At 69.5% G+C, this 23,518-nt stretch carries 21 protein-coding genes; 2 read left to right on the plus strand and 19 right to left on the minus strand.

Going from position 1 to position 23,518, the window contains the following annotated elements:
• Positions 1-6 precede the first annotated feature (6 nt).
• The gene (locus tag ABZV58_RS15540; protein ID WP_355000793.1) at positions 7-1,077 is read left to right on the plus strand and encodes an aldo/keto reductase; all 1,071 of its coding nucleotides are present in this window, start codon (positions 7-9) and stop codon (positions 1,075-1,077) included.
• 231 nt (positions 1,078-1,308) lie between these two features.
• Here the strand turns inward: ABZV58_RS15540 and ABZV58_RS15545 are convergent, their stop codons facing one another.
• The 19 genes from ABZV58_RS15545 to ABZV58_RS15635 all read right to left on the minus strand — a co-directional run bounded on the left by ABZV58_RS15545 (position 1,309) and on the right by ABZV58_RS15635 (position 22,501).
• On the minus strand, positions 1,309-2,820 hold the full coding sequence (locus ABZV58_RS15545; RefSeq protein WP_355001150.1) for an LCP family protein: 1,512 nt from the start codon (positions 2,818-2,820) through the stop codon (positions 1,309-1,311).
• Positions 2,821-2,938: 118 nt separating this feature from the next.
• Positions 2,939-3,910, minus strand: coding sequence for a DNA polymerase III subunit delta (holA, locus tag ABZV58_RS15550; RefSeq protein ID WP_355000794.1), 972 nt, complete (start codon positions 3,908-3,910; stop codon positions 2,939-2,941).
• A 236-nt stretch (positions 3,911-4,146) separates the two neighbouring features.
• Positions 4,147-5,004: a hypothetical protein gene (locus ABZV58_RS15555; protein WP_355000795.1), complete on the minus strand. Its 858-nt coding sequence runs from the start codon at positions 5,002-5,004 to the stop codon at positions 4,147-4,149.
• Positions 5,005-5,183: 179 nt separating this feature from the next.
• The gene (locus ABZV58_RS15560; protein WP_355000796.1) at positions 5,184-7,946 is read right to left on the minus strand and encodes a ComEC/Rec2 family competence protein; all 2,763 of its coding nucleotides are present in this window, start codon (positions 7,944-7,946) and stop codon (positions 5,184-5,186) included.
• Positions 7,943-8,815 (minus strand): ComEA family DNA-binding protein, encoded by an 873-nt coding sequence (locus ABZV58_RS15565; protein WP_355000797.1) that lies wholly within the window; start codon positions 8,813-8,815, stop codon positions 7,943-7,945. The genes ABZV58_RS15560 and ABZV58_RS15565 overlap by 4 nt, the downstream gene beginning before the upstream one ends.
• Before the next feature lie 364 nt (positions 8,816-9,179).
• Positions 9,180-9,647 (minus strand): GNAT family N-acetyltransferase, encoded by a 468-nt coding sequence (locus ABZV58_RS15570; RefSeq protein WP_355000798.1) that lies wholly within the window; start codon positions 9,645-9,647, stop codon positions 9,180-9,182.
• A 61-nt stretch (positions 9,648-9,708) separates the two neighbouring features.
• Positions 9,709-10,551 (minus strand): DegV family protein, encoded by an 843-nt coding sequence (locus ABZV58_RS15575; protein WP_355000799.1) that lies wholly within the window; start codon positions 10,549-10,551, stop codon positions 9,709-9,711.
• A gap of 3 nt (positions 10,552-10,554) precedes the next feature.
• Complete coding sequence (gene octT, locus ABZV58_RS15580; protein WP_355001151.1) at positions 10,555-11,307, minus strand: diglucosylglycerate octanoyltransferase; 753 nt, start codon at positions 11,305-11,307, stop codon at positions 10,555-10,557.
• A 928-nt stretch (positions 11,308-12,235) separates the two neighbouring features.
• Positions 12,236-12,895: a histidine phosphatase family protein gene (locus ABZV58_RS15585; protein ID WP_355000800.1), complete on the minus strand. Its 660-nt coding sequence runs from the start codon at positions 12,893-12,895 to the stop codon at positions 12,236-12,238.
• Positions 12,892-13,296: a ribosome silencing factor gene (gene rsfS, locus ABZV58_RS15590; RefSeq protein WP_355000801.1), complete on the minus strand. Its 405-nt coding sequence runs from the start codon at positions 13,294-13,296 to the stop codon at positions 12,892-12,894. Before rsfS ends, ABZV58_RS15585 begins: the two co-directional genes overlap by 4 nt.
• A gap of 5 nt (positions 13,297-13,301) precedes the next feature.
• On the minus strand, positions 13,302-13,943 hold the full coding sequence (gene nadD, locus ABZV58_RS15595; RefSeq protein WP_084483097.1) for a nicotinate-nucleotide adenylyltransferase: 642 nt from the start codon (positions 13,941-13,943) through the stop codon (positions 13,302-13,304).
• Positions 13,944-14,079: 136 nt separating this feature from the next.
• On the minus strand, positions 14,080-14,511 hold the full coding sequence (locus ABZV58_RS15600; RefSeq protein WP_355000802.1) for a hypothetical protein: 432 nt from the start codon (positions 14,509-14,511) through the stop codon (positions 14,080-14,082).
• A gap of 12 nt (positions 14,512-14,523) precedes the next feature.
• Positions 14,524-16,650, minus strand: coding sequence for an ATP-binding protein (locus ABZV58_RS15605; protein WP_355000803.1), 2,127 nt, complete (start codon positions 16,648-16,650; stop codon positions 14,524-14,526).
• 154 nt (positions 16,651-16,804) lie between these two features.
• A complete protein-coding gene (locus tag ABZV58_RS15610; protein WP_355000804.1) occupies positions 16,805-17,482 on the minus strand; it encodes a hypothetical protein in 678 nt (225 codons plus the stop codon).
• A gap of 101 nt (positions 17,483-17,583) precedes the next feature.
• Positions 17,584-18,462, minus strand: a complete 879-nt coding sequence (locus ABZV58_RS15615; RefSeq protein ID WP_355000805.1) for a hypothetical protein — start codon at positions 18,460-18,462, stop codon at positions 17,584-17,586.
• A gap of 58 nt (positions 18,463-18,520) precedes the next feature.
• On the minus strand, positions 18,521-18,865 hold the full coding sequence (locus ABZV58_RS15620) for an MmcQ/YjbR family DNA-binding protein (RefSeq protein ID WP_355000806.1): 345 nt from the start codon (positions 18,863-18,865) through the stop codon (positions 18,521-18,523).
• A 1-nt stretch (position 18,866) separates the two neighbouring features.
• Entirely contained in the window at positions 18,867-20,294 is a 1,428-nt protein-coding gene (locus tag ABZV58_RS15625; RefSeq protein WP_355000807.1) for a VWA domain-containing protein, read from the minus strand.
• 3 nt (positions 20,295-20,297) lie between these two features.
• A complete protein-coding gene (locus tag ABZV58_RS15630) occupies positions 20,298-21,173 on the minus strand; it encodes a MoxR family ATPase (protein WP_355000808.1) in 876 nt (291 codons plus the stop codon).
• Between the two features lie 62 nt (positions 21,174-21,235).
• Positions 21,236-22,501 carry a glutamate-5-semialdehyde dehydrogenase gene (locus ABZV58_RS15635; RefSeq protein ID WP_355000809.1) on the minus strand — a complete coding sequence of 422 codons (1,266 nt, stop codon included), beginning with the start codon at positions 22,499-22,501 and terminating at the stop codon, positions 21,236-21,238.
• A gap of 115 nt (positions 22,502-22,616) precedes the next feature.
• Between ABZV58_RS15635 and ABZV58_RS15640 the strand changes: the two genes are divergently transcribed.
• Positions 22,617-23,495 (plus strand): ribokinase, encoded by an 879-nt coding sequence (locus ABZV58_RS15640; RefSeq protein WP_355000810.1) that lies wholly within the window; start codon positions 22,617-22,619, stop codon positions 23,493-23,495.
• Positions 23,496-23,518 lie beyond the last annotated feature (23 nt).

A 23,518-nucleotide genomic window follows, 5' to 3' on the forward strand; every position in this document is an offset into this window, starting at 1 on the left:
GCGACCATGTCCGGAACACGGACCCTCGACACCTACCGCCTGCTCGGCCGCTCGGGCCTGCGGGTGTCCCCGCTCTCGCTGGGCACCATGACCTTCGGCGCCGACTGGGGATGGGGCGCGGACCGCGACGAGGCCCGCAAGATCTTCGACACCTACGTCGACCGCGGCGGCAACTTCATCGACACCGCCAGCCAGTACACCGACGGCACCTCCGAACGGTTGCTCGGCGAGTTCACCGCGGACAACCGTGAGAGCCTGGTGCTCGCCACGAAGTACACCATGCTGCGCAGGCCGGGCGATCCCAACTCCGGCGGCAACCACCGCAAGAGCATGTTCGCCTCGGTGGAGGCCAGTTTGCGGCGGCTGAACACCGATTACATCGACCTGCTCTACCTGCACGCCTGGGATTTCCTGACCCCGGTCGAGGAGATCCTGCGCGGCATGGACGACCTGGTCCGCTCCGGCAAGGTGCTCTACGTCGGCATCTCCGACGCGCCCGCCTGGCAGATCTCCCGCATGCAGACCATCGCCGACCTGCGCGGCTGGTCGCCGCTGATCGCGTTGCAGATCGAGTACAGCCTCATCGAGCGGACCGTGGAACGCGATCTCGTCCCGATGGCGCGGGAGCTGGGTCTCGGCGTCATCCCCTGGTCGCCGCTCGGCAGCGGCGTGCTCACCGGCAAGTACGGGCGCGCCGATCTCGGCATGCGGACCGAGGCGTCCGCCGCGGGCACCCGCAAGAACGTGGCCGCCGCCAGCGGGGCGCTCACCGAGCGCGGTCTCGTCATCGCCGACGTGGTGAAAGAGGTCGCGGCGCAGCTCGGAAGGACGCCGTCCCAGGTCGCCATCGCCTGGACCCTGCACAACCCCGGCGTCACCTCGCCGATCATCGGCGCCCGCACGGCGGCGCAACTGGAGGACAACCTCGGCGCGCTCGACATCGAGTTCGACGCGGATCAGATCGACCGCTTGGAGCGCGCCACGTCCATCGATCTCGGGTTTCCGCACGAGTTCCTGGCCCGGCCGCTGACCAGGAGCGTCACCTTCGGCGATCTGAAGATCGAGGCGCGGGTCTGAGTTTTCCCTTGGCACCGCGATACCTTCCGACCGCCCGCCTCGATGACCAGTACCGCGCCAAGAACGGTCGATGCGGTAACCGACCGAAGACCACCTTCATACCGCCAGAGGTGACCTTCGTTCACCCGACCTACGTGCCCGGGGAACCGATCGAGGGTGACCTTGATCGCGGTGGGCCGACCGACGGTGACCTTCGGTCGGATCGCGTGTCCAACCTTTGTGGACGCGGCACTAGTTCACGCAAGGGATGTCGCTGCCGGTGATGGTGGCGTCCACTGGTTTGCCGACGTCCGGTGTCGAGGTCGGCGCCTGAGTGGTTGGCGTGAGTCGGGTGGTCGGCGTGGCCGTGCCGGTGGTCGAGGCGCCGGTCAGGGCCGGGGGCATGGTGAAGTCCGAGCCGAGGACGACCCTGATGCGGCCCTCGGGCACGGTCACGGACTCGAGGGCGGGGAGACCGAGAGTGTCGGCGAGCCGGGCGGCTTCGGTCTCGTCGCCCGGGCCGTAGTACACCGCCGAGGCCCAGCCGTCCGAGGACGCGGCGTAGCCGACCGTCCCCTTGCGGTAGCCGCGGCTCGCCAGGGCGGTGGAAACCTTTGCGGTGTAACCCTCTTCGCTTCCGGCGTCGAATACGTCGATCGTGCTGGACGGGCTCTGCGACGCGGTCGGCTCGGGCTCGCCGAAGGCGCGGCGCACCTCGCGGCGGATGGCGGCCGGGTCGATGATGTTCACGTCCTGCTCGTTGATCACGTCGTAGCGCAGCACCGGCAGGGTGCGGAACTCGACGGTGGGGCTGGCTGCGGAGCCGACGGTGCGCAGGAAGTCGACGAGGTTCCAGCCGTCGGAGAGCACGATGTTGCGGTGCGCGACGTCCATCAAGGCCGAGAGCTTGCCGACGTCGGTGAACGTACCCGCGTTGCGCAGCTCCTTGGCGACCGAAGTGAGGAAGGCCTGCTGCCGATGGGTGCGGTCCAGATCGCCGTTCTCCAGGCCGTGACGCTGACGAACGAAGGCCAGCGACTGGGCCGGATCCAAGCGCTGGCGACCGGCGGGGAAATCGGCGCCGGAGTACTCGACGTCTTGGACCGGCTTGCGCAGGCACACCTCGACGCCGTTCAGCGCCTTGGCCAGATCGTAGAAACCGGCGAGGGTGATCTCGGCGAACCGGTCGATCGGAACGCCGGTCAGATTGCGCACAGCCTGCACGATGGCGGCGCGGCCCGCCTCCCGGCCCACGCGTTCCAGCTTCGCGCGATCGGTCACGCCCTGGGCCTCGAGCCGCTCCTGCACCACGGCTTTCTTCAGGCCGTACGCCTCCTTGATCTTCATGTGGGTGTAGCCAGGGATGCCCGAGACGGCCACGTAGTTGTCGCGCGGGATGGAGACCGCGGTGATCTTCTTCAGGTCGGCGGGGATGTGCACCAGGATCAGCGTGTTGGCGTTGTAACCGCCCTGATCGCCGTCTCCCGCGTGCAGCTGATCGAGTATTTCTCGCGGGAGGTCGTTGCCGTTCTGGTCTTTTCGGGTGTCGAGGCCGATCAGCAAAATGTTCATCGCGCCGTCCAGCGATCGCGGCGCGTCGTCCAGCGCATGGGAGCGGCCGAAACCGTCGTCGAAGCCGTTCTCGGTGGTCCAGCCCGCCGCGGTGCCCGCGAGGACGAGTGCCGACAGTCCGCCCGCGACCGCCTTCGCCACGGTGCGGACGACGTCGCGGCGGGGGGTCGGCAGCCGGTGCGCGCCGCCGATCGCACGACGTCGTCCGGAAGCGTCGACGCCGGGAACTCGCGCTGTTGGCTCGTCCACCCAATCCAGTTTGACACGGATCGGGTAACTAGGTATTCGCCGATTGCGCGGCTATCCCCGATCAGCCCGCGCCGTGCAGGTCGAGAATGCTCGTGAGAGCGTGTTCCAAGGCGTAGCTGGAGTCCGCCGCGCCGCCCTTCACGTCGGCGTTCAAGGTCGCGACCACCTGCATGGCCGAGCCGATGGTGGCCGGGGTCCAGCCGCGCGCTTGGGCCTGCGCCTTCTTCACCTTCCATGGCGGCATGCCCAACTGCTGGGCGAGCTTGAACGGGTCGCCGCGCCCCGCCGAGCCGACCCGCGCGATGGTGTGCACCGAATCGGCGAGCGCGTCGGCGAGCAACACGTGCGGAACACCGCGGTCGTTAGCCCACCGCAGCGCCTCCATCGCGCCGGGCCGGTCGCCGGCGACGGCGAGCTCCGCCACGTCGAATCCCGACACCTCCGCCTTGCCCGAGTAGTACTGCCGCACCGCGGCGACATCGATCTTGCCGCCGGTGTCGGCCGCCAATTGCGAACAGGCGGCGGCCAATTCGCGCAGGTCCGAGCCGACCGCCTCCAACACCACCTGCACTACGTCCCCCGCGACCCGCACCCCCGCGGCACGGAACTCACCGCGCACGAACTCCACCCGCTCGGCGGCCTTGGTCAGCTTCGCGCAGTTGTGCACCGTCGCCCCGGCCTTCTGCAGCGCGGGCGCCAGCGCCTTGGCCCGTCCGCCACCCGAGTGCAGCACCACCAGCACCACACCGTCGGGCGGATCCGCCGCCGCCTCCGTGATCACCGCGACGGCGTCCTTCCCCGCCTCCGCCGCCGACTCCAGAACGATCACCCGGTCCTCCGCGAACAGCGACGGACTCAACAACTCCGCCAACTCCGCGGTACTCGCGTCCCCCGCCCGCAGCCGATCGACCGGCACCGCCTCCGGATCCGGCGCCCCCACCCTGACCTGCGCGGTAATCCCCGCCACCGCGCGCTCGATCAACAGCTCTTCCTCCCCGAGGACCAGATGCACCGCCGCAGACCGTTCACTCACGCGCCCGATCCTACGTCCCCCCACCGACACCCCCCGCCGACGTGCTCATCTGATACCGTTTTCGACAGGAGCGGGACTTGGTCCTACCGGTTCGCAACCGGGCGTTCCACAGAAGCGTGGAGATTCGGGGTTGACATCCCGATCGGTTTGGCTCGCCAAACCGATAGCTCAAGCAGTAGAGCCCCGCTTTGTTACATCCGAAATGGCGGGCATCTTCACAGGTGTGCCCGCCATTTCTATCGCAGGCTGATTTCCGACTGGAGTTCTGCGTCGGTCAGTTTCAGCACCCCGTAGTGATGTCGGGCCACTCCCCGCGCCTTCCGCAAGGCTTGGTTCCGATCCTTGACCAACGACGGATGCTGATCCGCAACCTCGTCGACTACCAGTTTCGCCCAGCAACTGCGCGGCAGCGCTACCTGCAAGCCGAGATTGGTCTCGCGGTCGAGCCGTTTGGTGAAAGCCAACGCCGCGAGCATCTCGCCGTGACCGAGCAGGAGACGGTCGCCTAGGCGGAGGTGCCGCGGGTTTCGAACGGCGACCGCTTCCCAGCCCAGCTCCTGCGCGGGCGTCCAGGACTTCAGCTGGTCATACAGGGGTTGGCTCAGCAGCCCACCGTTGTGGATGACGCAGTTGCGCATCAGCCGTAGTGTGTCGATGTAGGCGATGAGGTCGGCTGAATACTTGTAGCCCGTGGTCTTTTCGATGATTCCGTGCAGCTCCACGAGGTTGGCCTTCGCCTCTTTCGCCCGGCACAACCCTTCCCCGGCGAGCAGCCGTACACACGTCCGTAAATAGTCTTCGTGCAGGGCGAGAACGTAGGGCACGCCCATCATTCCCAAGTGTGGATCGGCAGCGAGGAGGATCTCGGTGGCCTGCGCGGTTCTCAGGTTGAAACGCTTGATGTGCTCGACGCCCGGGAATACCTGCGGCAGTAGATGATCCGAGCCCTCGGTCAGCTTCAAGAGATGCGCGGCCAGCTGGGCGCCGGCCAGCAGCGCCATCATGGCATTGTTCGCATCGATCTTGCGAGCCTCGTACTCGCGGTACTCGCGAAATCGAGCAATGTCCGCTCTCCTGGGACCAGCCGACGCCACCGGACCTCCTGATTCCTTGGCAGGGCGCAGATTACAAGTGGGCCAGGGAGTTCTACGGGACCCAATCGAGTCGAGGCAAATCCGATGCCTACCGCTGCGCCACGCTAGCCAGGGGGTCCCGAGAGGAATCGACCGACCGAGTGCGCTAGTCGAATACAGCCGTCGTCGGTGATTCGGTATCAACCCGGATTGCGGGTGTGGATGCGCAGGTGGGGTGGGGTGCCGGCGATGAGGATGTCGCCGTGTTGGTCGGTGCGGGCGATGGTGGTGCCGAGGGAGTGGAGGGCGGTGAGGATTTTGGGGTGGGGGTGGCCGAAGGTGTTGTTCGTGCCGGAGCTGATGATGGCCAGGCGGGGGTGGACGGCGGTGAGGAATTCTGCTGTCGTGGTTTGGGATCCGTGGTGGGGGACCTTGAGGATGTCGGCGCGCAAGGGGGTGGGGTTGCGGAGTAGGCGGAGTTGGGCTGGGGATTCGATGTCGCCGGTGAGCAGAATTCGACCGGCCGGGGTGGCGGCGGTGAGGACGAGGGAGCGGTCGTTCGGTTCGGCGGTGGGGTGTCGTGGGCGGGGTTGGGTGGCGATCGGTGACAGGACGGTCAATTCGACTGCGCCGAACCGCATTACATGACCGGCTGACAGTTCGAGTACCGGGATCTTTGCCGCGGTCGCGATCTCGGCGATCTGCGCGGGCGCGGTGATGGGCGTGCGGTCGTCGGGGGCGCGTGGGTGCTGGCTCGGAGCGGCGTTGCCGTCTGCATCGAGGTTGGTCGCGGCTTCTCCGAGGCGATCGGCCCCGGGGCTGTCCACATCGAGGCGCTGGGCGTCGGGTAGGTCGACCTCCCCCGATTTCGACTGCACGCTCCGGGTCGCCTGGTGCTCAGCACTTTTGCTGTCGGCGGCGGTTCGTGAGGACCTTTCGTGTCCGTCGAGTTCGCCGGGCGCGATGGCGATCGCGGCGACGGTGCGGCCGTGGATCGCGCCGGTCAGGCCGCCGATGTGGTCGGCGTGGGGGTGAGTGAGGGCGAGGAGGGCGATGTGGCGGATGCGGAGGCGGTCCAGGCAGGTGCGCATGGTGCGCGGGTCGGGTCCGACGTCGATGACGATGGCCGTTCCGTGGCCTACGGAGAGGGCCAAGCCGTCGCCTTGGCCGATGTCGCAAGCCGCGAGAACCCAATCGGACGGGGGCCAGCCCGGATTCCAGAGCCGGACGGGCAGCAGGACGGCCGTCGAGGACAGCACGATGACGACCGTGATTCGGCGCACCAGAGCGCTGCGCAGCGCACACACCGCGACGATGACGAACGCGGCGGCGGTCAGACCGCCGATCAACCCGCCGGGCACGGTGAGCGTCGCCCCCGGTAGTGCGGCGGTGTGCTCGGCGACGGTGAGCAACCACCACAGCGGCGGGCCCGCACAACGCAGGACCAGTTCGGCGAGCGGTGGCCACACCGAGGCGCAGGCGGCACCGAGAGCGCCGACTACGGTGAGCGGCGCGATCACCGGTGCGACAAGCACATTCGCCAGGATCGCGACGACGCTGACGCGGCCGGTCAGGGCGACCATGATCGGCACGGTGACCGTGAAGGCGGCTGCCGAGACAGCGACCAGCTCGGCGGGCAGCCGCCACCAGCCGCGGTCCCGCAGCCAATCGGCCCAGCTCGGCGCGAGCAGGATCAGCCCGGCCGTCGCGAGCACCGACAGCGCGAATCCGGCGTTCACCGCGAGTTCCGGCCAGATCGACAGCAAACCGATCACCGCTACGCACAAGGCGGGAAGTGCCTGTTTGCGACGGCCCGTGACCAGCGCGAGCAGTGTGACCGCGCCCATCGCGGCCGCGCGCAGAACACTCGGGTCCGGCCGAGCGACGACCACGAACATGAGTATCGCGCCCACTGCGGTCGCCGCCGCCGCGCGCGGACCCAACGTGAGTGTGCGCACGACGAACAACACGACCGCGAGAAGAATCGTGAAGTTCGCTCCGCTCACCACGCAAAGGTGCTGTAGTCCAGCGGTTTTGAAGTCCTCACGCACCGGTTCGGGTAGGCCCGAAGTATCACCCAATACCAACGCGGGAATCAGCCCGGCGGCATCCGGGGACAGCGCGGCGGTGGCCGCGTCCGCGAAGTCGTGACGCACCGACGCGGCCGCTCGCTGCCACCACGGCGGTGGTGCGACAGGCTTGGGAGGCCCGAGCGCGTGCAGGGCGGCGACCGTCAGATCACGGTTCTGCGGCGGCTGCGGCTGCGCCCGGAATTCGACCGGCTGTCCGGGCAACAGGTCGGCCCACTCCGGCCCCGAGGCGAAGACGACCACCCGGCCGCCGGAACGCACCGTCGCATCGGCGCGGTGATACTCCCGCAGCGCGGCCCGGACGACCCAGCGCCGCTCCCCACCGAAGGAACTGCTCGGCAACGGTTTCGGATCATCGGTCGGCGTGGCGACGATTCGCATCGAAAGGCCGTACGCCGCACGCATCGGATGCGTCGCGACGCGATATTCCCGCCACGCCGCCGCCACCGCGAAACCCGTGCCGAGAAGTACAGCAGCCAGCAACGTCAAGGCCACCGCCCGATGCACCGTGGAACTCTCGCGCCGCCTTCCCGTCGATGCCGCCGCCGCAACCGACACGACCGCGACACTCACCGCGACTGCCATCGCGGCCCCAACACCCGCCACGACGGTGGCTCCGACTCCGAGCAACACGGCGGCGAGAAGCATTACCGCCAGGACCCGTCGCACGAAATGCTCCGAACGCCAGGCCAGCGACATCGCCGCCAACCCGGCTGCTGCCACGGCCGATCCGAGAGCCACCGCGATACCGACCAACCAGCCCGAGACCAGCACGACGATCGTCACTGCCCAGCAGCACAGTGCGGCGGGAAGCAGACGGGCGTCCACGATCTTCACGCGTTCGGCCTCCCGCGAATCGAGTGCGGAGGTCATACCGTCACCAGATCGCGCAGGCGAGCCAGGCGGGCCGGACCGATGCCGTCGACCTCACCGAGCTGTTCGAGGTCGGTGAAGCGGCCGTTCGCCTTGCGCCAAGCGGTGATCGCACCGGCGGTGACGGGCCCGATGCCGGGCAGGGCGTCCAGCTCCGCTTCGGTGGCTTTGTTGAGGTCGACCTTGCCGGTCGGTCCGGCGTTGGGACGGGAGGTGGCAGCCCCGCCGGTCGCGGTGATCGTGGTGCTGCCGGGCTGGAGCGGCGTTCCAGGAGCCGGGGCGGTGGCCCCGACGAGGATCTGGTCGCCGTCCTGAACGCGCTGGGCCAGGTTGATACCGGTCAGATCCGCGCCGTCGCGGGCGCCGCCCGCCGCGGCGAGCGCGTCCGCCACCCGAGCACCCTCGGGCAGCCGCACCAATCCACCGCGCTGGACCAGGCCGACCACACTGACGACCAGCTCGGCGGCCTCGGGTGCGGGCAGCGCTCCCGTCGCGGCGGGAACCGGTTGCGCCGAAACCGGGGGCGTACCAAGCGGAGTCGCACTGGTGCGTACCGCAGGCAACGGCGGCACCGCGTGCGCCACCGGACGCTCCTGAAAAACCATCACCATCGCGACGATCACGGCCGCCACACCGACCATCGCCAGAGTCAGCACCCCCCGGCGGCCGGGGTTGATTCGCGCACCGTGAAAACGTTCCGGGAAAAGACGTTCCCGCCAGCCCGGACCGCGTGGCGGTTCGTCCAACCAGCGCGGGGTATGCACCTCACCGACCGGCTCTTCGTCGTCCACCGCCGCGCTGGTTTCCGTGGAGCGAGGATCCGGCGGTAGCCGCTCCAAATGCCAACGGCCCGAGCTTTTCCCGGTCACGTCGGCTGGATGTGCCGTCTCGCTCTCAGGTGACGCGAAGGCATGCGGCTCCCCACGAGCAGCTTTCGGGGCACTGCCACCGGACGTCGCGGAGGCATCCGATCCGAACCCAACCCCTCGACTCGCCCCTACCCGGACGGTCAGCGCCCCGAGCTGCCGTCGTATCCGCTCGCGTTCGTCGTGTCGTCCCATGCCCGCGACCGTACGCAGCCGCCAGACCGAACAGCCCGCTGCGACCAGGCATTTCGTCAGCCCTGTTGATAACCCCGCCCCTGGGGACAACCCACCCGCCAAAGCCCCGGACCCGCACGTGCCAGTCCGGACCGCCAACTCCCGTGCGAAGGCGGTTCCGCGGGCCTGACGCTCAGTTCAACCGCTTGGCAAAGCAATTCGACAGAGGCAGCACCTCGTACGGCGCGAAGATCGGAATTCGGTGGTACCCGCTGCGGGTATAGAACCGCACGGCCTCCGGCTGAAGATGTCCGGTCTGCAGGATCAGCCGGGGCAGACCGGCGGCGCGGGTGGCGTCCTCGGCCGCGGTGAGGAGCGCGGCGGCGACGCCCGAGCCGCGGTGGGCGGGGCGAACGAACATTCGTTTCAGCTCGAGTTCGCCCGCGTTCCAGCGCAGCGCCGCGTGACCGGCCGCCCCGTCCGAATAGGCGACGAACGTGCGATGCACGGTGGCCTCGTCGACCGCGTTCGGATTGCCGCGCACCGAGCGGGCGAGATCGGCGTAGCGCGGTCCGACCTCGGCGGCCATCTCCTCGCGCAGGGTGACCGCGTCGGGATGCGCCCAGTCGACCGTCGCCACGGTCAGTGTCGAACTCGTCACCGTCGCGACGTTATCCGGCGCGGCGGCTCGGCGAACCGGTTGCGATCACCGTGATCGGCATTCACGCGCACCCGCCGGGCACCACGAGCACACCGACCGCGCCGAGACCCAGGTGCACGCCGAGCACCGGACCGAACTCCGCGACGATCAGTTCGCGGATCCCCGGAATCAGTTCGCGCAGTTGCCCGGCCAGGGTCTCCGCGGCCTCGGCCGCCTCCAAGTGCTGCACGGCCACCGCGGCGCCGTCTTCCCCGGCCGCGTCCACCGCCGCGGCGAGGAGTTTCGCGTACGCCTTGGAACGCGTCCGCGCTTTCTCACGCAGCTCGAGCCGACCCTCGACGATCTGCAACAGCGGTTTGGTGACCAACTCGCTGCCGAAGAACGCCGCCGCGCTGCTCAGCCGCCCGCCGCGGCGTAGCTGCTCGGTGCGGTTGACCAGAAAGAAGGTGCGCGCCCGGCTGGCGGTGGCGACGGCGGTGTCGTAGACGATGTCCAGCGGCGCACCGGCCCGCGCCCTACGTGCCGCCGCGAGGGTGGGAAGTCCGGTGGCGAGGCCCGCGCCGAGGGAATCGACGAGACGAACGCGGTCGGCGGCGTCCATGTCGCGCACGGCCTGCCTGCCCGCCTCCCAGGTTCCGGACAGCTGACGCGAAAGGTGCACGGCGACAACCCCATCGCCGCCGCTGCGCGCCAACGCCCGCTCGTAGACCTCACGCAACTCGCCGGGCGAGGCCGCCGACGTGGTCACGGTATCGGCGGCGTAGTCGATGTCGATCGGTTCCACGCCCTCGCGAATGGCGCGGTCACCGACCAGGACGTGCAGCGGAACGACGGCGATATCCAGCTCGTCGACGAGTTCGGCAGGGAGGCTCGCGGAGGAATCGGTGACGACCACGACGGCCACGGACTACCGAACCTCCTGCAAGGTCTTGACCATCGCGTTGGCGACGGCGGTGTGCCCGGCCCAACCCCAGTGGATCCCATCCGGATTGGCGTCGCCGGAGAAGATGTTCTCCCGCACCGCTTCACCGAGATCCACCAGCGGCACCGAACTCCGCGCCGACCACGCCTGCAGCGCCTTCACCGCGCGTGGCCTGCCGGAATGCACCCGCCCATAAGCCTCGCAGTTGTGCACCGAGGGCAGCACCGCGACGAACGGCAGATCCGGACGCAACTGCGCGAGCGCCTCGCGGGACTGCTCCAAGTAATCGACGCTCACCTTCGGCGGCAGCGCGACCGGGCGACCCAGCTTCGACAGCTTCGGTTGCAGCCAGTTGTACAGGGAACGGACGCGCCTGCGCAGACCCGGCGGACGCACATAGCGGATCAGCTCGCGGAGCGCGGTCGGCAGCGGCGACGGCAGGGTGTCCATGCCGCCGACGGCGAAGACCACCGCGCCCGCGTTCGGCACGGCCGCCCATACCCGCGGGTCGCCGATCAGCGCCCAGTAGGCATCGCGGCAGGTCCAGCCGATCCGGCCGACCAGCTCCACGTCCCAATCCAGTTCGGCGCCGACGAGATTCGGCCAGATTCGCGGATCGTCGGCGGGCAGGCCGCCCTTCGGACCGAAGTAGGACAGCGAGTCGGCGATGACCAAGAGCACCGGGCGCTTGGCCGGAACCTCCTCGGCCGCGGGAACGACTTCACCGGCCGTCGCCACACTGGCGTCTGCGTTCACCCGCTCGGCGGCAAGCTCGGACGCGCCCGAAACTGCTGCCGCGGACGGGATCAGCGCCGAGACGGACGCCGCCGACGCCGCAGAAGGAGTCGACTCCGATGCCGCAGCGGGAGCAGACATCGCAGCCGGTGCCGCCAGAGTTTGCGGCGCTGACACCTCGACCGTTGCTGCGCCATCGGACTTCGCAGGATCCACCGGCGCCGATTCAGTGGTCAGCGCGGAATTCGCAGGCGCGCCGGCATGCTCCTGCGCGTCGGCCGAGACCGATGCCGGTCCAAGGGCCGAGGTCGCGCTATCGGCCTCCGCGACGCGCGGAACGCTCTCGCCCGCAGCTACTTCCGTCTCGGGGTCGACAGAGCCGTGCGTCGCCGAATCGTCCTCGACGGCACGCCACACTTCGTCCGAACGCTCGCTACCCAGCGGGCCATCGATGGTCTCCGACGACCCGCTCGGACCCGGCTCTCCGGAATCCGCCACAACCTCGCTGCCCACCGCACCCACCGCGACATAGGACACCACTGCGGCACCCGAATCACCATCGGCGACTTCGGTTCCCGAGGCGCCGTTTTCGACGGCACCGGTTTCCTGCCCCGATTCGACGTCGTCCTCGGCCTCCGCGTCCGCGGCATCTCCGCCCAACGGACCGTCGACCGCGCCCGACGCAGGCTCGACATCCCGATTCGGCGGTCCACCGAACAACGCGTCCGGCAGCTGCCGTTCCGGCTTGGCTGTCACCTGCTTGAACAACTCGTCCGGCACCGTGCGAAGGGGTTCCTCACCCTTCGCGGTGCTCTTCGCGGACCGCGCGGGCTTGTCGGCGGGACCGCCGAACAGCGCGTCCGGAAGCCGGCGTTCCGGCTTGGCGGTCACCTGCTGGAACAGTTCGTCCGGCACCGACCTGATCGGCTCTTCAGAGGACATCGGGAGCTACCTTTGCCGCTGCGTTCCACACATCGAGGCGCCACCCGGGCTGTTCGATGCCTGGACCGTGGCTGCTCAGTTGCACCCAGCTGGTATTGGCCAGTCCTCCGAGGATCGGCCAGTTCTGCGGCGGCAGGTCGAGCAGCGCGGCCGTCAGGGCGGCGATCAGCCCGCCGTGCGCCACCAGGATGATAGTCCGGCCCGGCCAATCCTGTCGCTCGCTGAACAGTTCCCGCACGACGGGAAGCGAGCGCGCGCCCACCTCGAGTTTGCTCTCGCCGTTGGGCGGCCGATAGGTGGCGTCGAGCCGCCAAGCGACCCGCGCGCCAGGATAATCGGCGTCGACCTCGAGGTGAGTGAGCCCTTCCCAGTCACCGAGGTGGGTTTCCCGCAGGCGCGGGTCCCGCACGACGGGCACCGCGGTGTGCTCCGCGAGGGCGAGCGCGGTGTCGTAGGCGCGCTTGAGGTCGGAGGAGACGATCGCGATGGCATTGCGCGAGACGAGCTCGCGCGCCGCCTCTTTGGCTTGTCTGCGACCGAGCTCGGTGAGATCGGTGTCGATCTGCCCCTGCATCCGATCCGAGGCATTCCATTCGGTCTGCCCGTGCCGCAACAGGATCAGGGTGCGCACACCGGCATACTTGCTCACTCGGCGCCGTTCCCCTCGTCACCCTCGACGGCGCGCGGATCACCGACACCTGACACCGGAACCACCGGGCAGTCCTTCCACAGCCGTTCCAGCGCATAGAAATTGCGCTCGTCGTTGTGCTGGATGTGCACGACGACGTCGACGTAGTCCAGCAGGGCCCAGCGGCCCTCGCGGGTGCCCTCCCGGCGGACAGGCTTGTGACCGGCCTGCCGCAGCCGCTCCTCCACATTGTCGACGATCGCGTTGACCTGGCGTTCGTTCGGCGCGGAGGCGATCACGAAGCAGTCGGTGATCACCAGCTGCTCGGAGACGTCGAGCACGACCACGTCGGCAGCCAGCTTCTCGTCCGCCGCCCGCGCGGCGACCTGCGCCATCTCGACCGCCTCGACAGATGCGCTCATGCCTTTTAGCTACCTTCCGCTGCTCCGGGCACGTAGAGGTGCCGCTTCGATATGTACTGGACCACGCCGTCGGGGACGAGGTACCACACCGGCCGATTCTCGGCGGCGCGTCGCCTGCACTCACTCGACGAGATGGCCAGGGCCGGGACCTCGATCATCGTCACCGCATCGGCCGGAAGATCACGCAGATGTTCCTGGAGATGATCGGCGTTCAGCTCGTAGCCCGGACGGCTCACCCCGACGAACTTCGCCAGTTCGAACAGTTCCGCCCAATCCTGCCACGAGAGGATGTTGGCCAGTGCGTCCGCTCCCGTGATGAAGTACAGCTCGGCGTCCGGATACTGCGCGCGCATCTCGCGCAGGGTGTCGACGGTGTAGGTGACCTTGCCCCGGTCGATGTCGGCCCTGCTCACCGAGAACCGCGGGTTGGAGGCCGTCGCGATGACGGTCATCAGGTACCTGTCCTCGGCCGGACTGACCTTTTTGTGTGCTTTCTGCCACGGCTGTCCGGTGGGGACGAAGATCACTTCGTCGAGGTCGAACCGGTTGGCGACTTCGCTGGCGGCGACCAGGTGCCCGTGGTGGATCGGGTCGAAGGTGCCGCCCATCACCCCCAGCTTGCGTCCGGTCCGGCCTGTCTCTTGCATGAGTGCCGAGCTTAATGCTCAGCCGTCGGCCACCGTCCGGACGCCCGGCTGCTGGGCAAGCGTCCGGTTCATCGGCGCCGGGCGCGAACGGCGGCTGCACCCGGCCGACTGGATCACGACCCCGGCGCGGCGCAGCTCACGCCCCGTCAGTCGAACCGAAGCGGCGCACGAACTCGCCCGCCAGCCCCGTGCCCGCCGCGGCGACCAGCGCCCCGACGGCGGGATGGACGATCAGCCCCGTCACCGCGCCCGCGAGCTCGGGCAGCCGCCGGGCGAACCAGTTGCGGACGTACTCCATGGTCGACAGGTCCGGCTCGGACGCGGTGACCGCCTCTTCCAGCTCGTCCACCCGCTCGGCGGCTTGGTCCCGCAGCGGGCCGTCGGTGGGCAGCTGGGCGCGCAACCGCTCGAACTCGGCGCGCAGACCGGCGAGGTCGACGCCGACGTTCTGGGTCGAGTCCCCGCCTGCCTCCACCCGGCTGACGGTGTTGTGGTGCCCGACGGCGATCTGCCCCGGCACGTCGCCGCCGACGTTCAGGTGGTAGTTGGCTCCTGATGCCTCGGTCACGGTGGTGTCCTCTCAGTTGGTGGGGAAGGGCAGATCGGAAGTGGGGGCGGTGGACGGTGACGGCACGCTCACCGTCGGCGTGGTCGTGGTCGGCGGGATCGTGGTTGTCGAAGGCGGGGTGGACGGCGTGCTGGTGTCGCTCGGCGAGGTGGTCTCCGACGGTTCCAGCACCGCGACACCGCGCAGTTCGAAGGTGATGGCCGAACCACCCGAGTCGGACGGGATGACCAGCTTCGCGGCGTAGTCACCGGGCTCAATGGGGCTGAAGGTGAAGTCGTAGACGCATCCGCCCGCTCCGACGGGCGGGCAGGGGTTGGGCGTCGCCCGAAAGACCGGATCGCCGGAGAGAGCGGCGGCCGCCTCGTTGTCGCAGGTCAACCAAGGAAATCCCGCCGAACGGGTCACGGGTTCCCCGCCCACGATCGCCTCGAAGGTGACCAGATAGGTCTGAGGAGCGCAGTCGGTGGCCCCCGGCCCGGGGTCTGCCCGCGGCGGTGGGGGTGTCCGCGGCGGAGCCTGGGCCGGGCCGCTGGTTTGTTCCGGGGTCGAGGTGACCGGGAGCGGACCGGTCGTCGCAGTGGCCAGGACCGTCGTGATCGGTGCTTGCCCGACCGCGGGCGGGGCGTCGCCAGAGGTGAGGCGGACTCCGGTGACCGTCGCGGCGACCGCGAGCGTCGCGACCACGGCGCCCGTCGCGACCGGATGACCCAGTGCGGTCGAACGCAGCGCCTCCCGCACCGTGTGCGACCCCACCTGCTTCGCCGTGACGACCGTCGCGCTCGCCCCGGCGCCGACGGTCGCCCCGACCGCCATGCCGAGCGCCTGCTCGCGCACGTGCGTCTCCCTGGTGAAGTACGCGAGATCGGCGGCATGACCCACGTGGGTCGCCGCCTGCGAGCCGAGCGCGAGCACCTCTTTCCAGCATCCCCACCGCAGGGACCGGCCGAGCACCGGCGAGACGGCCCTGGCCAGCTCGCGCACCGGATCGTGCCGTCCGCGGACCATTCCGGCCCGCAGCACCCGCACGACGACGATGTCGACCTCGAGTATCTCGGCGGGCGTCGCCGACCCGACCACCCAATCACGCAGCGGGACAAGGTAATCGGACGGGTCGGGCGGGGGCCCCTGCCACTCGGCGGTGAGCGCGGCCGGACTGCCGGTCAGCCGGTAACCCGACGCGAACCGTTCGGCGAGGTGGATGCGCTCGAGCGCGGTCAGCGCCGCCGACGCGTCCGGCCTGCGGATCAGCACGCCGAGCGCGGCGGGCGTCACCGTGGCGCCCGCCAGTGCGCACAGGGCCCGGAGGGCATCGCGCACGTGACCGGCCAAACCGGCGACCATCGCCCGCTGGAGCACGCCGGGATCGGCGAAAAGCTCGTCGGAACCCGACATCCCGACCCACGCGGCGGCGCGCACCAGGGCGAGCGGATGCCCGCGCGCCGCCCGGCACAACCGCCTCGCCGCGTCCGTGTGGGGGCCGAGACCGCGACCGAGCGTGCGGGCGATCAGCGCCATGGCTTGCGGCTCGGGCAGACCCTGTACTTCCAGCGAATATCCGTGGCCCCACAGCATTCTCGTCGTCGTCGCGACGATCAGATCACCGGAGGGCACCGTGTCGAGCAAGCTTTCCAGGTCGGCGGCGGAACCCTCGAAGTCATCGATGACGATCAGCGCGCGGATCGATCCCATCAGCCTGCGCAGCGCGGTGGGATCCGGCCGGTAGTCGACCGCGTCGTAGCAGGCCTGAAACAAGGAGTGGAGCAGATCCTCGACGGCGAGACCAGCAGCCGACAGATACACGACGGGATGACCGCCCCGCGCACGGTCGGCCGCGAAACGGCGAAGCAGCGTCGTCTTGCCGACCCCAGGTGGTCCCGAGATCTCCACCGGCACAGACCGATCCAGTGACGTGGCCACGCTGTGCAATTCACGCAGCCGCCCGATCATGTCGCCGCGCGCCCGCGGGATCGGCATCCCGACCGGCCTGCTGCGCCGCCGCACCGTGGGCGGCGGGCCCTCGCGCACGAAGACCTGTGATCCGTGCGCGTTGATCACGACGTTGTGCTCGCCGACCACAACCTGCCCCGCGACACTGCCGCCGACGGTGACGCGGTGGCTCCCGCCGTATTCCCCATCCATACGAATCTCCCCCGCGACCTCGGTCGTAGCGCAAAGAGTAATCGATGGATTACTTTCCGGCTCAGTGATTTACGCGAGCCGAATGCCGATATCTTTCGTTCGGGCAATCAGTAATTTCGCCGCATACCTTGCGACTGGACGACCACGGCGTTGCTCAGCTGCCGACGATATCCCGAATGCCCGGCGTGAGAACGGTTTCCAGCTGGTACCAGGGCACCGTGACGACGACGTCGCCGGAAATCCGCTCGGCGGGCGCGCCGAAATGTATTTCCATTCCGGCGGGGGTAGCCAGCCAGACGCGGTAGTTGTATTCGGCGGGCTCGAGCGCGCTGGCGGGTAGCTCGGCGTTCTGCGGCAGAAGGGCCGCGGCCCGGGTGGCGAGCGTGTCGAGGCCACGGTCGAGATCGGTGAACAGGTCGGCGAGGGTGATCGTACGACCGGTGCGCGCGTCGGTCACGCGACTCGTGCGCAGGACGACCTGCGTATCGCTGGTGTGCACCGAGACGGACAGCAGCCCGCTCAGCACCCGCGTCCCGACGTAGGTGACCTGTCCCGGACCTGGCGCGAGCGTGGTCCGCGAATCCACCTGATCGATCCAGAATCGCGCCGCCGCACGCATACCGGCGTTGAACGCCGCCGCGGCGGGATCGTCACCCGCGACCCGCGGGACGTCGAGGACGTATCCCGGCCCCGTCACGAGTTCCGAAGTCGCGACGCGCACCGGGACGCTCGGCGGCGCCGCGACGGCGTCCGGCTCGATGCCCGCCGCGCAGGTGGTCAGCAGCCCGGCCAGCACCGCGACGATGGCAGCGGCGGTGGCGTAGATCCTCATCCCGGTCTCCGAATTCGCGACGCACCGAGGCGATCTCGGTGTCTTCGGTTACGGTCCGGCACGCCGCCAAAGAACGGCTGAGCATCCGCTGAAGAACGCCGTCAGCGCTCGCGCATGTCCGCGAGCTGGTTGCGCGTGTATTCGAGTTCGAGGCTCACCTGGGCCGAGGGTTCGCGTTCGGCCAGCGCCTCGAGTTCGGCGAGCACCTCGCCGAGCGCGGCGATCCCGTCCTCCCGCTCGGTCTCCGAATCGGCGGACCAATACCGCAGCCAGGCCGCCGAACGCAGGCAGCGCGCGCGGGGACCGATCCGGTCGAGCTCGCCCCAGAGCTGGGCGGCCCGCAGGTACGCGAGCCGGGCCTGGTCCTCCGCGCCGCCCGCGTCCAACGCGGAGGCGGCCGACCAGACCAGCTCGGCTTGGAGTTCGACGCGCGCGTGATCGGCGCGGACCAGCCGCGCGCCTTCGAGAAACTGCTCGCCCGCTTCGCGATACCTGCCGACGACTCGCAGCGATTTGCCGAATTGCCCACGCAGCACCGCCATTTCGGCGGCCGGGTAGGGCGCGGCTCCCACCGTGAGCGGCGGCTCGAAGAGTTCGACGGCCTCGGCATGCCGTCCCGCCCGGTGCAGCGCGCGCGCCGCGACCAAGGTCAGATGCACCGCGTCCGCGTCGGACACACCGCCCCAGCGCGCGGCGGCGTGCAGGGCCGTCTCCGCCAGCTCCAGCTCCCGCCCCGCCCTGCCCGAAAGCACCATGACCAGTTGCGAATGCCACCGCGCGAGCGTCTCGGCGGGTAGCGCGCCCGCGCCGAGCGCCAGCGCCTTACGCAAGTACTCCTCCGCCTCCGCGGGCGCGTCGAGCAGCCGGGCCGCGGCCAGTTCGGCCAGGCGCTCGGCTTCCTCGCCCCGTTCGTCCCCTTCCCCGTCGCCACTCTGCTCGGCACACCCCGACCCGACGCCTTCCGGCGCTTCGTTCCCCATGCGGGGCATCGTTCGCGGGACCGCCAAAGAAACGCTTAACGAATCCTGATGGGCTCGGTCATAGCTTCGGGCGCTTGGATTTCGGCAGCTTGCTCACGATCGCGTCGTAGGACTGGTCGACGAGTTCGCGCAGTTCGTCGGCCGGGACGGCGCCGCCGACGCGGATGCTGTTCCATCCGTAGCGGCCGATGTACGCCGAGGCGGTGACGTCGTCCGGGTAGATGCGCACGAGTTCGTCGGCCTCCTCGCGGTTTCGACCGCATTTGAGGCCGACCGAGTCGCCGCCGCCGAGGAACGCGAAGATCTTGTCGCCGACCTTCGCGACGACGTCGCCCTCCCACGGTTCGTCCTGCCATGCCCCCGGCTTGGCGAGGCAGTAGGCCAGCAGCTGTGCGTCGTCCATCTCAAACCGGCAGGAGTCGGGAGACGACGTCGGTCAGCTGTCTGGCCGAACGGCATTCGTACATGTCGATCACCTCGCGATAGCGGTCGGCGGCGGAATCACCGGAGCCCCATTGGGTTCGCGGTTCCGGATTGAGCCAGTGCGCGTGCTTGGCGACCCCGACGAGTGCGCGCAGCGTATCCAGTTGCGGGTCACGGTAGTTCGTGCGGGCATCGCCCAGGATGAGCAACGAGCTGCGGCTGGTGACGGCGTCGGGGAACTCCCTGGCGAACGCGGTCAGCGCGCCGCCGTAGTCGGAATGCCCGTCGAAGCCGACGACGTCGGACTCGGTGAAGATCTTGGCCATCGCCTCGTCGAGCTGCGTGCTCGGGTCGAAGAACCGGGTCACCTCGTCGGTATTGTCGACGAACGCGAAAATCCGTACCCGCGAGAACTGTTCGCGCAGCGCGCTCACCAGCAGCAGGGTGAAGTTGCTGAAACCGGCAACGGAACCGGAGACGTCGCACAGCAGGACCAATTCCGGCCGCCCCGGATGCGGCTTGCGGTTCACCAGATCGATCGGCACGCCACCGGTCGACATGGACTTGCGCAGGGTGCGCCGCAGGTCGATCTCGCCGCGGCGAGCGTGCTTGCGCCGCACCGCGAGTCGCGAGGCCAGGATGCGGGCCAGCCGCTGGCTGCTGCGCCGCAATTCGGCGAGCTCGCGGTCGGAGGCGCGCAGGAAGTCCACGTCCTCGGCCTGCCGCGCGACACCGTAGCTGGCGACCCGCTCGCGGCCGATGCGTTCGGCCACTCGCCTGCGCGTCTCGGCCTCGACGGCGGCGCGGAAGCCATCGATGCGCTGACGGGCCGCGCGCCGGGCGATCTCGGTGTCGAACTCGCTGGTGTCCGGTCCGATGGCGAGCCCGGCCAGTATCTTGGCCAGCAGCGTCTGCGGCTGAACCTCCTTGAGCGCCTGGTAGGCCGAGAAGGAGGGGCCACGCGCGGACTGGTACTGGCCGAGTTGTTCGACCAGCTGCCCCGCCAACTGCTCCAACTGTTGGCCGGGATCGTCGAGCGCGAGCAGTTCGGCGAGCATTTCCCGCAGCGCGGGAATGTTTACCTCACCGGCGGGCGTACGCGGGATCGCCACCTCGTCGGCGGCCACGCCGCGCTGACCCACCGCGACCGGGAACCACAGGTCGAACAGCCCGTCGAAGGTCGCCCGGTGGGTGGTGCGACGCAGCAGCGCGCAGGCCAGGCCCTCGCGCAGCACCTCCCGATCCAGCAGATCCAGCACCGTCATCACCCGGCCCGCGTCAACCGTCTCCGACGGTCCGACCGGGATACCGCGCGCCCGCAGCGCCTCGACGAAACCGACGAGATGGCCCGGCAGCCCGTGCGGGGCGTCCAACGACACCGAATCCGCCGGGCCCGATCCCGCGACCACGGCTCAGGCCAGCTTCAGCTCGGCCAGCGCGCGCTGGTGATCGCTCTGGTGCTTCAGCACGACGCCGAGGGTGGCGCGCACGGTGGAGTCGTCCAGATCCTTCAGGCCGAGCGCCAGCAGGGTGCGGCCCCAGTCGATGGATTCGGCGACCGAGGGCAGCTTCTTCAACTGCATCCCGCGCAGCACGTGCACGATGCGCACCAGCTGGGCCGACACCGCGGCGGACAGCTCCGGCACCCGGCTGGCCAGGATGCGGCGCTCGAGTTCCTCGTCCGGGAAGTCCAGGTGCAGGTACAGGCAGCGTCGCTTGAGCGCCTCGGACAGCTCCCTCGTGGCGTTGGAGGTCAGCACCACGAACGGCTTACGGCTGGCGGTGATGGTGCCCAATTCCGGGACTGTGACGGCGAAATCGCTGAGCACCTCGAGCAGCAGGCCCTCGATCTCGACGTCGGCCTTGTCGGTCTCGTCGATCAGCAGCACCGTGGGGTCGGCGCGGCGGATGGCGGTCAGCAGCGGCCGGGAGAGCAGGAACTCCTCGGTGAAGACGTCGGCTTTCGTCTCCTGCCAATCGTTTTCGCTGGAGGCCTGGATGCGCAGGATCTGCTTGGCGTGGTTCCACTCGTACAGCGCGCGGGCCTCGTCGACACCTTCGTAGCACTGCAACCGCACCAGTTCCGCGCCAGCGGTCTGCGCGACGGCGCGGGCCAGCTCGGTCTTGCCGACACCGGCCGGGCCCTCGATCAGCAGCGGCTTGCCCAGCCGGTCGGCGAGGAACACCGAGGTGGCGGTGGCCTTGTCGGCCAGATAGCCGGTGGTGGCGAGCCGCTCGATCACATCGTCGACCGAGGTGAAGATCGGCTCTTGCGGTGCATCGGCCACTGGTCATTCCTTCCTTCGAAAAGCAGGAGGCGGTCGCCTCCGAAAAGCCCGCGCGCAGCGGACTACACCGGCCGGGTCTGCCCGTCGCCCCAGACGATCCACTTGGTGGAGGTGAGCTCCGGCAGCGCCATCGGGCCACGCGCGTGCAGCTTCTGGGTCGAGATGCCGATCTCGGCGCCGAAGCCGAACTGCTCGCCGTCGGTGAACGCGGTGGACGCGTTGACCATCACCGCCGCGGCGTCGACCCGGCTGGTGAACTCCCGCGCCGCCGCCAGTTCGGCGGTGACGATGGCCTCGGTGTGGCCGGTGCCCCAGGTGTTGATGTGCTCGACGGCGGCGTCCAGGTCGTCGACGATCTTGAGCGCGATGTCCAGGGTGAGGTACTCCTCGCCCCAGTCGGCGTCGGTCGCGGGCACCTGACCGGGCAGGTCGCCGTGGATGGTCACGCCGTGCCGCTCGAGCGCCGCGGTGAGCTTGGGCAGCGCGGTGTCGGCGATGGCCTTGTCGATCAGCACCGTCTCGGCCGCGTTGCAGACGCTGGGGCGGCGGGTCTTGGCGTTGATCAGGATCCGCTCGGCCATCTCCAGGTCGGCGGCCGCGTGCACGTAGACGTGGCAGTTGCCGGTGCCGGTCTCGATGGTCGGCACGGTCGCGTCGCGCACCACCGCGTTGATCAGCCCGGCGCCGCCGCGCGGGATCACCACGTCGACCAAGCCGCGCGCCTGGATGAGGTGGGTCACGCTGGAACGGTCGTGGCTGGGCAGCAGCTGCACGGCGTCGGCCGGAATGCCCTGGGCCGCCAGCGCTTTCCGCAGCACCTCGACCAGCGCCGCATTGGACTCGGCGGCCGAGGAGGAACCGCGAAGCAGCGCGGCGTTGCCGGATTTCAGCGCGAGACCGAAGGCGTCGACGGTGACGTTCGGCCGTGCCTCGTACACCATGCCGACCACACCGAGCGGCACCCGCACCTGACGGACCTCGAGGCCGTTGGGCAGCGTCGAGCCGCGCACCACGCCGCCGACCGGGTCCGGCAGACCGGCCACCTGACGCAATCCGGAGGCGATGCCGTCGATGCGCGCCTTGGTCAGCCGCAGCCGGTCCAGCAGCGAGGCTTCGGTGCCCGCGGCCTCGGCGGTCGCGATGTCCTTGTCGTTGGCCGCGAGCACCTCCTCGGCCGCCGCGAGCAGCGCGTCGGCGGCGGCGTGCAGCGCCTCGTTCTTCTGCGCGGTGGTCAGCTGGGCCAGCGCCCTGGACGCGACGCGGGCCTTTCGCGCGGCGTCGTGTACCGCCTCGCGGACATCCAGCTCGGTCGTCGTTCCTACCGTCATGGGTACAGCCTACGCACCGGGTCGGCGGCGCTTTCCACCTGCTCGAGCACCCGGCGCGCGGGCGTACCGTTCGGTTGCGTGCGGGCACGGCGACCGGGGACTACCGTCCGGCGGTATGACCGCTGACGCCCCCGCGATCGCCGTCCTCGGCAGCATCAACATGGATCTCGTCACCACCACGCGGCGACGCCCCGCGCCCGGCGAGACGGTGCTCGGCAGCGGGTTCACCATGGTGCCGGGCGGCAAGGGCTCGAATCAGGCGATCGCGGCGCGGCGGGCGGGTGGCGCGGTGTCGTTCCTCGGCGCGGTCGGATCCGATGTGTTCGCGGGCGATCTGCGCCGGACGCTCACCGCGTCGGGCGTCGGCGCCGACCGGCTGCGCACGGTGCCGGGGCCGAGCGGGATCGCGGCCATCGTGGTGGACGGCACGGGTGAGAACAGCATCGTCGTGGTCGGCGGGGCCAACGCGGCGCTGACCGAGCTGACGCCGGACGATCTCGCGGTGATCGCCGCGTCCGATATTCTGCTGTGCCAGTTGGAGATTCCCGTGCCGACCATCGCCGCCGCGGCGCGGCACGCGCGAGCCAACGACACTGTCGTCATGCTGAATCCGTCTCCAGTGCAACGTCTTCCGCCGGAACTGTGGGAGGACGTCGATGTGGCCGTGGTCAATTCGGGTGAGGCAGCCGAGCTGGGTGACGCGCTGGACACAGTCGCACACCTCGTGGTCACCCGTGGGGCCGCGGGCGCGACCTATCGCGATCCGGACGGTGCGGAGCTGTCGGTTCCCGGCGTCCCAGTGGAGGTCGTCGACACGACCGGCGCGGGCGACACCTTCACCGGAGCGCTCGCCGCCGCGTGGCATCGCGGACCGCGGCATGCGCTCCAATGGGCTTGCGTCGCAGGGGCTCTGGCCACCACTCGGCTCGGTGCGAGCAGTGCGATTCCGGACCGCGAGCACATCGAGGCCCTACTGGGTGAACACACGACCTAGCCAGGTTTCCCTCGCCGCTCCGG

The sequence above is a fragment of the Nocardia sp. NPDC004654 genome (assembly GCF_040609595.1).
Lineage (GTDB): Bacteria > Actinomycetota > Actinomycetes > Mycobacteriales > Mycobacteriaceae > Nocardia.